5 protein-coding genes are annotated in these 14,939 nt (G+C 71.2%); all 5 read right to left on the reverse strand.

From position 1 onward, the window contains the following. Positions 1-103: 103 nt before the first annotated feature. The 5 genes from HUA75_RS33255 to HUA75_RS33275 all read right to left on the reverse strand — a co-directional run bounded on the left by HUA75_RS33255 (position 104) and on the right by HUA75_RS33275 (position 14,921). Positions 104-1,813 (reverse strand): kelch repeat-containing protein, encoded by a 1,710-nt coding sequence (locus tag HUA75_RS33255; protein ID WP_174488676.1) that lies wholly within the window; start codon positions 1,811-1,813, stop codon positions 104-106. A gap of 53 nt (positions 1,814-1,866) precedes the next feature. Then, on the reverse strand, positions 1,867-3,876 hold the full coding sequence (locus HUA75_RS33260; protein ID WP_174488677.1) for an ATP-binding protein: 2,010 nt from the start codon (positions 3,874-3,876) through the stop codon (positions 1,867-1,869). A 147-nt stretch (positions 3,877-4,023) separates the two neighbouring features. Further along, positions 4,024-5,637, reverse strand: coding sequence for a hypothetical protein (locus HUA75_RS33265; protein WP_174488678.1), 1,614 nt, complete (start codon positions 5,635-5,637; stop codon positions 4,024-4,026). Further along, entirely contained in the window at positions 5,631-10,229 is a 4,599-nt protein-coding gene (locus HUA75_RS33270) for a hypothetical protein (protein WP_174488679.1), read from the reverse strand. Before HUA75_RS33270 ends, HUA75_RS33265 begins: the two co-directional genes overlap by 7 nt. Positions 10,230-10,271: 42 nt before the next feature. Beyond that, positions 10,272-14,921 (reverse strand): hypothetical protein, encoded by a 4,650-nt coding sequence (locus tag HUA75_RS33275; protein WP_174488680.1) that lies wholly within the window; start codon positions 14,919-14,921, stop codon positions 10,272-10,274. Between the last annotated feature and the right edge of the window lie 18 nt (positions 14,922-14,939).

Here is a 14,939-nt window from a genome sequence, read left to right on the forward strand (position 1 = left end):
CGCGGAGGACGTGGAGCGCGCTCCCTCGACGCGATGTTCGTCGAGCGGGCAACACGTTCTTCCTTGCGCGGACCGCGGCGGAACATGAGGACCGACCTTCCGGCTACTTCCTGTGGAGAGGTGGGTAGTAGAGCTCGTACGTCCCCCGGGCGGTGTCGTTGGCGCCGCCGACGATGAGGACGCGGCCGTCGTTGAGCAGGACCGCGGCGTGGTAGGCCCGCGCCACGCTCAGCGACGACACGGTGCTCCAGGTGCCGGAGTGCACGTCGTACAGCTCGACGCTGTCGAGGGTCCCCACGTGCTCGTGGCCGCCACCGGTGACGAGGACATGGCAGGTGGGCAGCAGGGTGGCGGTGTGCTTGCGACGAGGCCGGGCCATGTTGCCCACCGGCGTCCAGGACTTCTCCGTCGGGTCATAGACCTCCGCGGAGCCGCTGATGTCCATGAAGGGTGCGCCTCCCGCCACGATCACGCGCCCGTCCTGCATCAGCGTGGCCGTGTGCTCGAAGCGCAGGCCCGCCATGTCGCCCGCGGCCTCCCAGGTGCCCGTTGCGGGGTCGTACAACTCGGCCGAGCGCAGCGGGTTCGAGGACGCGTCCAGTCCTCCCGTCACGAGCACGTGCCCGTCCGGAAGCAGCGTGGCGGTGTGCTTGCTACGGCCGGTGCCCAGCTTGCCGGTGGCCGTCCACGTGTCGCTCCCCGCGTCATACAGCTCGCACGTGTCGAGCCCCTGCGTGGACGGGTTGTAGCCTCCCGTCACCAGCACCCGGCCATGGTTCAAGCGCGTGGCGGTATGGGTGATGCGCCCCACACCCATCGGCGCCAGGGCCCGCCACGTGTCCGTCAGCGGGTCATGGAGCTCGGTGGTGATGGGTTGACTCTCTCCGCCCGTGACGAGGACCTGGCCATGTCCCTCCAACAACGTGGCGGTGTGGAACCGGCGGTCGATGAGCGAGTCGCGCGCGGCGACCCAGGCATCGGGCGTTCCGAGCGAGGCCGGCACGAACAGATCCACCACGGGCTGGGAGTCTCCCAGGACGAGCACCCGGCCATCCGGTCGGAGCACGGCGCGGGGCAGGGCCTTCTGGCTGCGGCCCGCCGGGCGCGGAAGCTCTGGCCGGCCTCCGCGAAACCGGAAGATGTGGCGCCCCAGGCTGGCGCTGTTCCGGCTGGTGCGCGTCAGCCCGGTGGCCGCGTTGTCATCGAGCAGCGCGCCGGGTGTGCGCGCGCCTGGGAACTCGAAGGCGGTGCCCGCTTCACCCGTCCCGGACGAGAAGCCACCCCCTGCGGCGTGGCCTCCCAGGCCATCACTGCCACCGCCGGACTCGCCTGACTCCCACACCAGGCGGTCGTAGTTCATGACGATGTCGAAGCTGCCCAGACCCAGGTCGTTGCGGTCCACAAGCAGCAACTGGAAGCGGTTGCGTTTGTTGGAGCGCCCCGCGTGATAGCCGACGTCGATCCAGTTCACGCAGAAGGCCGGGCTGCCCTCGAATGTCGTGGTGCCGTGGCGCACGCGCGCGGAGGCGCCGCCCCTCACGTCCACGTCCGACAGGAAGGGCGCGATGATGGGCGGTGTCCCAGCCCCCATGGGGAAGGGCAGGTACTTGTAGAGCGGCTCCCGGAAGGTGACGTTCCCGTTGGTGTTGATGAAGACCGACGTGTGGAGCGTCCCGAAGAAGTTGACGGGGAAGCCCAGCTCGATGGGGCCCGCCGAGCCGTCGTCATTGGCGGGGAGTACGTGGGTGTTCGCGCTCTCGCCCAGCACAAGGGTGGATGTCGTGGGCCCGGGTTCCGGTGATGGGGTGGGCATGTGCCATTCCTCCATGGACTCGCGTGTCGGGAAGCCAGCGAAACGAAGCAGGGTCAGGGCTCGCCTGGGGGCGGGCGGGGTGGGGTCGCCTTCACGGGCGGCGCCGGAGTGGGGCCAGCGTCACGCAGCTCCGTCGGGACGTGCCGACCGAGCTTCTTGTATTCGCTGGCGAAGCCTCTCAAGAGGTCGGCGCACTCGATGGGGCGCGCCTCCTGATGCGCCAGCACCGCGGCCAGCAGCACTGCGTTGCGGATGTGCCCGCCCGCCAGCTCCGCCATGGCCGACAGCCGATTCAAGTCCCTGGGACTCACTCGATGCCGGGTCCCCAGGTGCGACAGCCACAGCGCCCGCCGCTCCTCGGGCCCTGGCATCGGGAAGTCGATGATGGCATCGAGCCGGCGCATGAACGCCGGGTCGAACCGGCCCTTGCTGTTGCTCGTCAGCAGCGCGACGCCGTCGAAGGACTCGATGCGCTGGAGGAGGTAGTTCGTCTGCGCGTTGGCGAAGCGGTCGTTCGAGTCGCGAATGTCCGTGCGTCGGCCGAACAGCGAGTCCGCCTCGTCGAAGAGGAGCATCACCTCGGCGTGCTCGGCACGCGCGAAGATCTGCGCGAGGTTCTTCTCTGTCTCGCCGATGTACTTGCTCGTCACGCTGGCCAGGTCCACCCGGTACAGCGGCATGCCCAGCCGGGTGGACAGCCAGCCCGCGGCCAGTGTCTTGCCCGTGCCCGAGGGTCCCACGAAGAGCGCCGTCACGCCGGTGCGATAGCGCGTCGTCGCGGACGCACCCAACCCCTCCGACAAGCCGTCCCGAGCGCGGCAGCGCAGCAACAACGCCTGGAGCTCCGCGGCGAGCGGGGGAGGGACGACCAGGGCCTCGTCGCTGATGTGCTCGGGCAGCGCCTGGGCCAGCGCCCCCAATCCACCCCCATCTCCCGCCCATGACGCGGCCATCAGGTCCTGCGCCTCGGCGCTTGTGCCGCCGCGAAGGGCCGCGTGGCGGTGCGCCGCCTGGGCCAGATGGGCAATCCTCCCCGCGCGGTGGCGGTGGGTGCTGGCGAGCCGCGCCGCGAGCACGTCGTCCTGGAGCGCCTCGCGCCACAGGGCCTCTCGCTCGTCGCGTGCGGGGACCGGCAGCGTCCAGGTGAGCAGACTCCCCGAGGGCCATTCGAAGCCACCCTCCACGCCGCCGAGGATGAGGACGGGACCGTCGTACGCGGAGGGCTGCGGCACGACCTTGCGCTCCCCGGGCGCGAGGTCGAAGCAGAACACGGGCAGCAGCGAGCGCAGCGACAGGAAGGGGCCCAGCGAGTCGAGGCGGTCGGTCTCGATGAAGAGGGGGCGCCGTCCCATGGCCGCGGCCATCGCGGTGGCGACGGTGCGGTGCTCCGCCGTGGAGCCACCGCGGAGGATCAGCGCGCCGCGCGCCTCGGCCATCAGCGTCCGCGCGTGGCGGTGGACACTCTCGAGCGTGGAGTCGGGCAGGGGAATCGTCGGCAGGGCGCCAGGCCCGAGCGTTGTCCCGGGCCACGCGCCATCCTGACCCTGGAGGGCCAGGTAGAGGGGCAGTGGGAGGGCCAGCGACTGCTCGGCGAGGGGCAGCTCCACACCGTGCCGCACGAGCAATCCACTCTGGAGGGCGGCGCCCGCCGCGAGGATGTGCAGCGGCGATTGTCCTGGCGGGGCCGCGTCGGCGAGGGCCCGGGAGATCAGCCCGAGTGTCGGACGCGAGCCGCCGGTGGGCGCCTGGACGAAGGCGAGGACGCGCCCCACGACGGGCTCCTCCTCGACGGCGGCGGCCAGCGCCACGACGAACTGCTCCAGCAGAGTGAGGCCGAGTTGTCCGGCCAGCCGCACCAGCGGGACGTCGCGAGGCGCGGGGGCCTCGATGCAGGCCCGAGCACCGAGGACCCAGTCGGAGTGCCGCGCCTCCACGGCCTCCAGGGTCTGACGCAGGAAGTGGACCTCCAGCCGCGGGGCCTCGTCGGGGCCGAGCTGACGCGCCACGCTCGCCAGGGCGAAGTCGCGCAGGGTGAGTGGAGGCTCGTGGGTGGGTTCGGGCATGACGGCGGGACTCTTCACTTGCTCACATCCAGCGCGGGAACAGGTTCGAGGTCGCCCAGTCGGATGGCCTGGATGGGGCCGGACATCGACGCGTACGGCTCGACGTCGGGCGTGTGCGGAGGGTTTCGAGGGACATCGGTTCCCCGCTCAGCCTTCCCTGTAGACGTAGTGGAACCGCACCACGCGGCCGAGCCAGGGCACCCAACCCGGGTCGATGTCGAGCCCGAGCCCGCGTACGCGCGGGTCCGCATCGCGGATGTCGAGCAGGACGTCGAGGTGCGTGCGCGTGGCCATGATGCGCGCCGGGCGCAGGACGAGCGCGCGCAGCCCGATGCCTCCACGCCGCAGACACCAGCGCCGCACCGCCACCCGCAGGCCGCGCAGCAGCCGCTCCAGGTCGAACTCCAGCCCACGCGGAAGCGCGCCGAGCGCCCTGGCTCCGAACAGCGCGAGCGTCGCATCCGCTTCGGTGGCTGCGAGCCTTCGCGCGATGGCGCCGAACAGGCGCTCCGGCATCTCGGCTTCGATGAGGGACGGGAATGTGTCGAGCAGGGCAGGGAGGCCGAGCCTCTCGAGGATGGGGATGAGGAAGAGGAGCCCGCCCAACTCCGTGGGCATCGGTGTCTCGGACCACGTCGGTCGGTCGGACCCCGCGGCGGGCTCGGCTGGGCTGTCGGGCTTCCTCCGCGACTCGCCGGGAACGAGGGTGCGTGCTCCAGCGGACCGAGGCGCTGCGTCCACGGGCTCGGTGGGCGGAGACTTCGGACTCGCTGAAGGCGCCGAGGACGTTTCGGGGGGCTGCTCTCTCACCGATGCAACCGTCGACGTGGCCTCGGGGCCGGACCCACGCAGGGGCGCTCCCTTCGCACCGTCCTTGAACGGGGCCGACGCCGTGGAGTTGCGGGCTTGGTCAGCCTGGGCGCTGGCTCGCGTGGGGTGGGGGGCTTTCGATATCTCCGGGGGCGCGGCGAACCCAGCCGCGAGTCGCGCGGCCCGCTCGAACAGTCCCCGGTCCGCCAGTCTCGCGCGTCGCTCCACGACGAGCGCCACGGCTGTGAGCCACACCGACCTCGCGTCCACGGGGCCCCAGTCGGCGACCCAGCGTGCGACCGCGGACCGCAGCGCGGCGTGTTCGAGCCCTGCCTCGATGCGTTCCAGGCGCGTGCTCACGGAGCCGGGGACTGACGGCGTACCTCCCGAGACCTGGAGGAGGGGCGCACCATCGCTCCGCCGCAGGGCGCCAAGCAGTACGTCCAGGTCGCCCCGCTGGTGGAGCACCTCGACCAGCCGCACGGCGGCACCCAGCCCGGCGCTGCTCGTGAACGCGGCGGCGAGCGCGCGGCGCAGTTGTTCGTCCCGGGGGCGGGAGGGGGCGAAGTCCGCCACGGCGAAGGGCCAGAACCAGGCCATCACCGGTTCGCCTCGCACCAGCCTCCGCGCGAGCGCGAGCGGTGGCTCCGAGTCGTCATGGAAGAAGACCGCGTCCCGGTGTGGAGCGGACGGCTCCTCGGCATGGACCGCGGACGCCGCCAGCTCTCGCACCACTCGCTCCATCGCGAGGGCGACGCTCGCGGGGGGCAGGTGGCCATGGATGACGCCTACCGGCAGCCGTCGGATGACGAGGACCCGGCCACGGCTGGCCTCCGGGAACGAGGCGGTGCGCAGCGCGTCCTCCAGCAGCACGGCGCCGCGACGCACGAGCGCCGGGGTTCGGGCCGTCAGGCGAATCGTCTCCACGTGCCGCGTCGCCCCGTTCACCATGCGGCATCCAGGAAGGGCAGCAGCCCGTGGCCACCGCGCATGGGGTCGGCGAAGCGGGCCGAGGCGCGCTCCGGCAGCGTCACCGTGGGCGTCGACGTCGACAGCACCCGCGCTCGCACCACGCTGGAGGCGATGTCCTCCACCACTGCCTGCACCGTCTGGGTGCCCGAACGGATCTGCACCTGCATCCCCACGCGCACCCGCTCCGGATCCACCGCCAGCTCGATGGAGCCGCCCACTCGGGCCTCGGTGGGCTTGGTGACGTGGCCGGACAACAGCTCGTTCACGGGGGCATGGCTCGCCACGAGCATGCACACGCGCACCAGGTCGTTGACGAGCGAGACGGCCTCGGTCTCCGTGGAGACGACCCGCGCGAACAGCCAGCCCGTCAGCAACTGCATCTCGCGACGCGCCCTCACGTCGACCTCTTCCCAGCGGGGCAGGCGCGACAGATCGCGCAGCTCGACGGGCGCGTCGTACTGGCTCATCTGCTCGGCCCACTCCAGGCGGATGGCGGGCAGCACCGCGCTGAAGCGCTGGTACAGGCCCGTGGCCACCTTCGTGATGTGCTCCAGCAGCGTCGCCGCGTCGCGGGCCACATCCGTGCGTCCGTGCGCGCTGTCGATGAGGTCTCCCAGCGACAGCTCCTCGCGGGCACTCTGCTGGAGTTCCAGCCATGTCCGTGTCTCGAGGATGGCGGGCTGGAAGCGACTGAAGGTGAGCCGCTGACGGGCCACCAGGTCCTCGCGGGAGGACAGCAGGCGCGACAGGCCCTGGACGAAGGGCGAGGCGGCACGGCTGGAGACCAGCGGGTAGCGCACCGGCAGCCGCTGGAGGGCGCGCGCCTGGGCCCTGACGAAGGTGCGGTGGATGACCTCCATCCGGTCCAGGCTCCCCAGCAATCCGGGCGCGAGGGAGAACCACTTGAGCCGCGAGTCGCGGACGAGCTCCACGTAGGAGAGCAGCTCAGGCGGCGCGGCGGCGGTGCTGGCGAGCACTTCGGGGAGGATGTCCGGGGCGAAGCCCGGGTCGAGCAGGCGAGAGAGGTCGCCCCAGGTCAGGTCGAACTGGCGGGGACGCAAGTAGATGAAGAAGGGCACGTGCCGCGCGAGCACCTGTGAGCGTCGGGTGTTGACGGCCGCGACGCGGATCGTCTCCTCGGCGAGCAGGGCGCGGGCGACGGTGGTGTCCTGACGTGCCTCGGCCACCTCGCCGTCAACGACCTTCAGACGCCTGTCCAGCTCCGTCGACGCCTGTTCGAGGCGGGCCAGGGGACCCTTGTAGCCCGCCATGGCATTCACCCGGGGGCGCAGGCGGCGCTCCAACGCCCGCAGGAGGCCAAGGGTGTTCTCCAGGTGCTGGAGCGCCGTGGAGAAGTACGCCGACTCCGTCCACTTGAAGCGCGCCGTGGCGAGCGCGCGGCGGATGTTCTCCGGCTCCTCGTCGATGCGCGCGAGCGCGTCCGCCAGCATCCCTGGATTGTTCACGAGGTCGCGCAGCGAGAGGTTCTCCCGTGACACCTGCCTCGTCGTGGTGAGCGTCACCCGCCTGGGGCCCGCGGAGGTGGTCACCTTCGAGATGCCACCCAGGTACAGGTCTGTCACGTCGAGCCCGAGTTCCTTCACGCCGACCAGCCGCTTCACCAGGTCGAGCAGGGGGCGGAGCAGCTCGAGCCGTGTGGTGGTGGCCTGCTCCAGCGCCTCCATGGCGTCCGACAGGCGGATGAGCGTCACGCGTCCCAGAAGGGTGGGGAAGCGCGTCAGGTAGGTGTCCGTGTCGGAGCGCAAGACCAGCGGGCTGTCCACCAGGGTGCTGCCCTCGTTCGCGGAGACCGCGAGCCGGCTGGCCTCCGTGCTGCTCGTGAGCATGACCTGCCGGAGGTGCTGGAGCTCCGCCTGCACGCGCGTGGAGCTGGTGTCGATGAGCCGCGTGGCCTCGGTGTAGAGGCCCTCCACGTTGCCGACCAGCCCTCTCAGGCCGCGCTGACGGACGCTCTCCCGCGTGCTCTCGGCCACCTTTCGCAGACGCAGCAGTCCCCGGTTGGCTGCCAGGAAGACGTTGGGGCTGGCCCCCTCGAGGATGACGTCGAAGGGCTGCTCGAGGACGGTGTTTTTCCAGTTCAGGTAGAGCCCCTCCTGCGTCAACAACTCGGCGGGCTGCCAGCGGGTTCCGTCGAACCGGCGGTACCACAGCGGGCCATAGCCGGAGAACGACGCCTCGCCCGGGCTGTCCCACCAGAAGGCGTGGACCTGGCCATCCCCCTTCGACACGGCGACGAGCGCGTCCCCTCCCGTGACGCTCACCAGCTCCATGCCCAGCTTCCAGGTCCCGTCGAACCACGCGTGTCGCAGCCCCATCGACGGGCCGCTGCCCATCACCAGCACGTCGAGCCGCCTCGTGGTGCCGCTGGAGACGACGGCCTCCAGCCTGCGGCCCCTGGCGCTCGTCACTTGGACGGCGGCCAGCGTTCCCGTCGGCTGCCGGGGACGAAGCTCCGGGCGGCCGCCTTCATGCCAGGCCGAGATGTGGTGGAGCCAATAGGACTGGGCATCGCCGCTGGGGCTCCCCAGGAAGAGCAGCTCGACGCCCAGCTCCTCCGGGCAGAGGGCCACGACCTTGTGGACGTACGTGTCGGGCGCGAGCAGTTGCTGCCCCTGCGGAGTGAAGTCGATCCACGTGAACTTCCGCAGGCCGGAGGTCGTGGCCACGAACGCATCGATGCCCCCGCTCCGGAACGACACGGCGGTGAAGTGCCGGATGCTCGATGGCGAGAGGTTCAGCTCCTGGATCCCCACGGGCTCCCAGCCCCGTGACGACTTGCGCAACAGCAGGATCTGCGTCGCCGCGCTGCCGCGACCGTGGGCGAGGAGGACGATGACCGGCTGGTCGCCGGTGTAGAGCAGCTTGAAGTCGGTAGGCCCCCATGGATGGAGGATGCGCTCCAGTGTCTGGGTGCCATCCGGCAGCAGGCGCCGCAGGGTGAGGTATGTGCCGAAGATGTAGGAGGTGCTTCGGGACAGCACCGCGATGCCTCCCGTCCCCGGAGCGCGAGCGGTGGATACGCCGTAGTTGTCCCAGCCCAGCCAGGTGGGTTCGGCCCAGGTGCCGTTGACCAGCAGCGTTTCGTCCAGCAGGGGAACGTTGCCCGGTGGGGGGACGTCCTGCGTCTCGTAGGCCTTCTCCCGCGAGCCATAGGGGTTGGGGTTCGGGAGCCGCTCGCCGTCGATGACGGGGTCCAGCCCTGGGAAGCGCTCGGACTCCGACTTTTCGCCCGACAACGCGTTAAGGAGCAGCGTGGCCCTGCGGCGCAGAATCTGTCTGCGGCCCAGCCACTCCTCGAGCCGCGCCAGGCCGGCGTCGATGGCCTGCTGGAAGGCGGGGGCCACCTCTTCCTCGCGCAGGAGGAAGGGCTCGAAGTGGGATTCCGGCACGGGGACGAGCACCTGCACGTGCTCGGGCCGCGCGATGTCCAGTGGTGCCAGCGAGCCGCTCGCCTTCGCTACCGCGTCCAACTGCTCGAGGGGCACCGGGCGGAAGTCCAGCTCGAAGCTGGAGGGGAAGAAGCGGCGCTCGTCGCCCACCGCGCCCAGCTCCAGGTTGATGGCGTGTCGGGGCAACTGGCCCACCGGCGGCACCAGGGCCAGGGACTGGAGCACGGTCCCGTTGTCGATATCCCCGGGGAGGAACGCGGTCAGGTGCTCGGAGAGCTGCCGGATGCGGGCCTGCCAGAGCAGCGGGGTTCCGTGCGCGGGCAGCAGCGGGGTGCGCGAGCGCGGCGCGCCTCCCGGACGCACCACGGCTGCGCGGTCGACGAAGATGGGCGTGGCGGGCTCCTCGGCGCAGGAGTCCGACTCGAACCCGACGAGCGCCAGCGGGACGCCCACCTCCTCCCAGGGCGCGGGCTGGCCATGCGGACGCAGGCGCTCGCGCTCGAAGACCTCCCAGGCTAGGCGATTGCGCCACCGGGCATCCCTCGCCGGCAGGGGCCACTCCGCAGGCCACGCGAAGAGCACCAGCGTGCAGCCGTCCACCCACTGGTGGTCGTCGAGGGCGCGCGTTTCCAGGTCGACCTCGCCCGGGTCGTTCGGGTCCGGCGCGTGATCCCTGCGAGTCACCACCGGCACCAGGACGAGCACGGCGGCGCGCAGGCCGTACTGCGTGTCGGCCGCGTTCACATGGGCCAGCGCGTCGAGCGGCAGGCCCGAGGGACTGTCGCCCGTCCGGTACACCGGGACCCGGGCCACGCGGACGCGGAGGGCGCGCGGCAGGTGCACGTCTTCGCCGCTGGCGGTCAGCCCCATGCCGGGCTCGATGGTGAAGACGGGGAAATGGGCCTCCCGGTCCTCGCCCAGGTCGGAGTCCAGCTCGACCTCCAGTCCGGAGATGACGCCCGCGGAGCGCACCTGGCCGCGCATGGCGAGCCAGCCCGAGTGCTGGCGCTGCTCGGCCGCGAGCGCTTCGGCGGAGAGCGCTCGGCCCGTGTAGAGGTTCGGACGGCTGCGCCAGCCGGAGTCGGCGAACGGCTTCAGCGGCGGCTCCACCTGGAGGACGTGCTCGTCGGCGAGCGGCTCCTTCAGCGGTCGGGGACTCATGCGCGGACTTCCTTCCGGGAGGTTCCAGGCTTCATCGAGGCCTCACCGCCAGATGCCCACATAGGGCAGGAGGGCGCCGGTGCCGCGGGCGGGTTCGGAGAAATACGCCGAGGTCTTCACCTGCAGGGTCACCACGGGCGCGGACGTCAACACCACGCGGGCGCGCACGGAGCTGGCGGACAGGTCCACCACCACCGCCTGCACCGTCCGCTGCTCGGAGCGGATGGTCACATGCATGCCCACGCGCACCCGGGAGGGGTCCACCGCCAGCTCGATGGAGCCTCCCACACGGGCCTCGGTGGGCCGGGAGACGTGTCCGGACAGCAGCTCGTTCACCGGTGCGTGGCTCGCCAGCAACATGCATCCGCGCACGAGGTCGCTGATGAGCGAGACGGCCTCCGGCTCGGTGGCCACCACCCGCTGGTACAGCCAGTCCGTCAGCTGCTGCAACGCGCGCCGCTCGACGACGTCCACCGTGCTCCAGCCCGGCAGTCGCGACAGGTCGCGCAGGTCGACGGGCGTGTCGTACTGGCTCATCCGTTCGGCCCACTCCAGGCGCAGCGCCGGCAGCACCTCGCCGAAGCGCTGGTACAGGCCCGTGGCCACCTTGGCCATGTCCTCCAGCTCGGTGGAGGCATCGCGGCCCACGTCGGAGCGGCCATGGGCCGTGTCGATGAGGTCCCCCAGCGACAGCTGCTCGCGCGCGTTCTGCCGCAGCTCCAACCAGGTGCGCTCCTGGAGGATGGCGGGCTGGAGGCCGACGAAGGCGACGCGCTGATGCGCGATGAGGTCCTCGCGCACGGCCAGCAGGCGGGACAGGCTCTTCACGTAGGGCGAAGCCGCCCGGCTGGTGACGACGGGGTACTTGATGGGTGTCCGCTGGATGGCGCGCACCTGGGCCCATTCGAAAGTGCGGTGGAGGAGCCCGATACGGTCCAGCCCGTCCAGGAGCCGGGGCGCCAGCGTGAACCACCTCAGCGGGGAGTCCCGGACGAGTTCGATGAAGGCGAGCAGCTCCGGGGGCGCGGCGGCGGTGCTGGCGAGCACCTCCGGGAGGATGTCCGGAACGAAGCCCGGGTCCAGCACGTGCGAGGGCGCGTCGCTCGTCAGGTCGCACTGGCGGGGGCGCTGGTAGACGAAGAAGGGCACGTGCTGGTCGAGCACCTCTTGGCGCCGCTCGTTGATGTCGTGGACGCGGATCTGCTCCTCCGCCTTCAGGGCGCGCGCGACGGTGACGTCCTGGCGGCCTTCAGCGACCTCCGTGTCCACGACCGCCAGGCGCCTGGCCAGCGCGGCATGGTCCTGTTCGATGCGGGCGAGGGCGCGCTCGTAGCCCGCCACCGCGTTGGCGAAGGGCCGGGTCCGGCGCTCCAGCTCCCGGAGCAGCACGAGCATGTCCTCCAGGTGATGGACCGAGGTGCTGAAGTAGTCGTTCGGCCCCCAGGACACGGGCGGAACACGACCCTGGAGCGCCGCTTCGATGCCTTCCGGCTCCAGGGTGAGCCGCTGGACGACGGCATCCAACTGGGTGCGGTTCTTCACCAGCGTGTCCAGGGGGATGCTCTCGCGGTCGACGACCTTGGTGCCCACCACCAGCCGGACCTTCGGTTTCGTGGCGCTGCCGTCGTGGATGGCGATGCCCGACAGGTTCATGCCCGCCACGTCGACCTGGAGCTCCCTCACCAGCTCCACCAGTCGCCCGGTCAGCGAGGCGCGCGTCAAGGTGGCCTGGACCAGCGTCTCGCGGGCGTCCTCCTTGCTGACGGGGTCCTCGACCTCCGGGACGAAGCGCCGCTTGAGGAAGCGGTTGAAGTAGTGCTCGATGTCGGCTCGCGCCGCCAGCGGGCTCTGCACCATGGTCGCGCCGAGGATGGGGGACACCACCAACCGGCTGGCCTCCGTGCTGCCGCCGAGCATCAGCTGCCGCACGTTCTGGGTGTCCGCCTGTAGTTGGGAGGAGCCCGCCTGGATGAGGTCGTCCACCCGGTTCAGCAGGCCCTGCGTCTGGGCAAGGGTGCCCCGCAGTCCCTGCTGCTCCACGAGCGCGCGCGTACTGTCCGGCAGCATCTTGAGGTGCTGGAGGCCGTTCTGCGTGGCGAGGAAGACCTCGGGCGTGCCGCCGGAGATGGCCGCGTCGAACACCGTGCCCACGCGGAGCAGATCCACATGCGCCAGCATGCGCGCCGGGTGCCACTTGTCGCCGTCGAACCACGCATTGAAGAGGAGCATGTCGGGCAGGGTCCACCAGAAGGCATGGAGCTGCCCGTCCATCCGCGACACGACCTGGAGGCCGGAGCTGCCATTCGCCTCGCTCAGGGGGGCGTCGTCGAAGTTCCAGTCCGTCTGGAACCGACCGTGGAAGATGCCGGTGGACCTCATGACGAGGACGTCCAGGACGGCCTTGCCGGACAGGCAGGCCGCCAGGGCGTCGCCCGTGGCGCTGTTCACTTCGACCAGGGTGATGGCGCTCAGCGAGAAGGCGCCGGCCTCGTGCACACCAGAGAGGTGGTGAAGCCAGGCCGGTTCTTGGTCTCCGACCTCCGCCTGCTTCGCGAGGAAGAGCAGGTCGATGCGCCGGGTGTTGTTCTGTTCCTCCCGTTGGAGGGCCTTCAGGCCTTGCACCTGCCGGCCCACCGTCTGCGTCAGCGAGGCGACGGGAGGTGGGTCCTTGAGTTCGTCGACCCAGGTGAAGTGGAGGACCTCGTGTGTCGTCCCCGCCTCCACCGTCGTCGAAGAGGCGGCGAACACGTCGATGCGGCCCTCGCCCCAGGACACCGCGGTGAAGTCGGAGATGGCGGTCGCCTGGGCCCGCCGCGTCTCCTCCCAGCGCCAGCCCCTACCGGCCGTGTGGTGGTAGACGCGCACGAACCAGGTTGCCGGTGAGACGTTGGGGCCTCCTGGCGGAGGGGGGGCGCCGGGTTCGCTGACGAGGACCACCACCGCGGGGTCTCTGTCGTTCCAGACCACCCTGAAGCCGCGCAGGGTCTGCGTGGCGCCCTCCAACGTGCCCAGGAGGGTCTCCCAGGGTTGCCAGGTGTCCGCGAAGCTCGTCAGCGCGAGCGTGTCCGCGCCCTGCCGCGCGGCGAGGCCGAACCGGTCCGCGCCCGACGCGGTCGACATGGAGGTGGAGACCTCATCCGCGTCGAAGCCGAGCAGGGCGGGGTCCCCCCAGCGGCTGGTCTCTCCCAGGGGAGGGAGGACTTCGTCGAGCGCGGGAACGGTGTTGCTGACGATTCCGTAGTCCGCCTCCTCCGGGCCATACGGGTTCGGGTCGGGGGGCCTGGGCCTCGGCTCCTCACCGGGAACCTCGTCGGGTTCCGGCATCGGGAACCGCTCGGCCTTCGTCTTGCGGCCTTCGAGCGCGTTGAGCAGCAGCGTGGCCTTGCCGCGCAGGTCCTCGCGCCGCCGCAGCCATTCACCCAGCCGGGCGAGCGCGGCCTCGATGGCCTCCTGGAACTCGGGGGCCACTTCCTGCCGGCGCAAGAGATGGGGCTGGAAGTGCGCTTCGGGCACCGGGACGAGCACACGCACGTGCTCGGGCCGAGAGGTGCTCAGCGGCGCCAGGGAGGCGCTGGCATGGGCCACCGCGTCCAACTGCTCGAGCGGGACGGGCACGAACTCCAGCTCGAAGGACTCGGGAAAGAAGCGGCGCGCGACGCCCACTTCGCCCAGCTCCACGCTCAGCGCGTTCCGAGGCAGCATGCCCATGGGGGGCAGCCTGTCCAGGGCCATCATGGCGGCGCCGCTCTCGACCTCCTCTGGCGCGAGCGAGGCCAGGTGCTCGGCCAGTTGCTGCATGCGGGCCTGCCAGAGCAGGGGCGTGCCCTGGGAGGGAAGGAGCGGGGTGCGCGCGCGAGGAGCGCCGCCGGCGCGGACCACGGCGGCGCGGTCGATGAAGAGCGGCGTCGCGGGCTGGCCCTCGTCCGCCGGCGGGTCGAAGCCGATGAGGGCCAGGGGCACGCCCACCTCTCCCCAGGGAGCATGTTCTCCGTGAGGACGCAGGCGCTCGCGCTCGAAGAGCTCCCAGGCCAGTCGGTTGCGCCACTGGTCATCCCGCGTGGGCAGGGGCCAGTGCGGCGGCCAAGCGTAGAGCACCACCGCGCAGCCCTCCACGAGCTGCTCATCCTCGAAGGCCTCGTCCTCCGACGTGGCCTCGCACGGGTCCACGAGAGCGGCGGGCGGCGCCTTGCGATGCGTCTCCAGGGGGACCAGGACGAGCACGGCCGCCTGCAGATCGGCGTGTGTCCTCGGGATGTCCGCCTCCGCCCGGTCCGACAGGATGCTGATGTCGAAGTCCACCGGCCCCTCGGGCCGCTGCTGCCAGTAGGCCAGCAGCCGGTCCACGCGGACGCGGGCGGCGCGCGGCATCACCACGTCCTCGCCCGTGGCCATCAGCCCCATGCCGGCACTGATTTGAAGCAGGAACGTTGGTGCGCCACCGGAGGTGGACTCCTCCTGCTCCAGGCGCACCTCCAGCCCGGCGATGACGCCCGGGGCCCGCATCTGTCCGCGCAGGGCGAGCCGACCGGAGCGCTGTCTCTGCTCGGAGGCAAGCGCCTCGGCGGAGAGCGCGCGGCCGTTGTAGAGGTGGGGGCGGCTGCGCCAGTCGGCATCGACCGACGGGCTCGGGCGCGGCTCCACCTGGAGGACGTGCTCGTCGGGGAGCGACTCCTTCAGCGGTCGGGTGTTCATGGGCTGCGTCTTCTCCGT

It is taken from the genome of Myxococcus sp. CA040A (genome assembly GCF_013336725.1).
In the GTDB taxonomy this organism is placed as follows: Bacteria; Myxococcota; Myxococcia; order Myxococcales; family Myxococcaceae; genus Myxococcus; species Myxococcus llanfairpwllgwyngyllgogerychwyrndrobwllllantysiliogogogochensis.

Excerpts from the sequence above, each read along its gene's own strand:
- HUA75_RS33255 (WP_174488676.1), bottom strand. The coding sequence starts at position 1,813 with ATGCCCACCCCATCACCGGAACCCGGGCCCACGACATCCACCCTTGTG.
- HUA75_RS33260 (WP_174488677.1), bottom strand. The coding sequence starts at position 3,876 with ATGCCCGAACCCACCCACGAGCCTCCACTCACCCTGCGCGACTTCGCC.
- HUA75_RS33265 (WP_174488678.1), bottom strand. The coding sequence starts at position 5,637 with ATGGTGAACGGGGCGACGCGGCACGTGGAGACGATTCGCCTGACGGCC.
- HUA75_RS33270 (WP_174488679.1), bottom strand. The coding sequence starts at position 10,229 with ATGAGTCCCCGACCGCTGAAGGAGCCGCTCGCCGACGAGCACGTCCTC.
- HUA75_RS33275 (WP_174488680.1), bottom strand. The coding sequence starts at position 14,921 with ATGAACACCCGACCGCTGAAGGAGTCGCTCCCCGACGAGCACGTCCTC.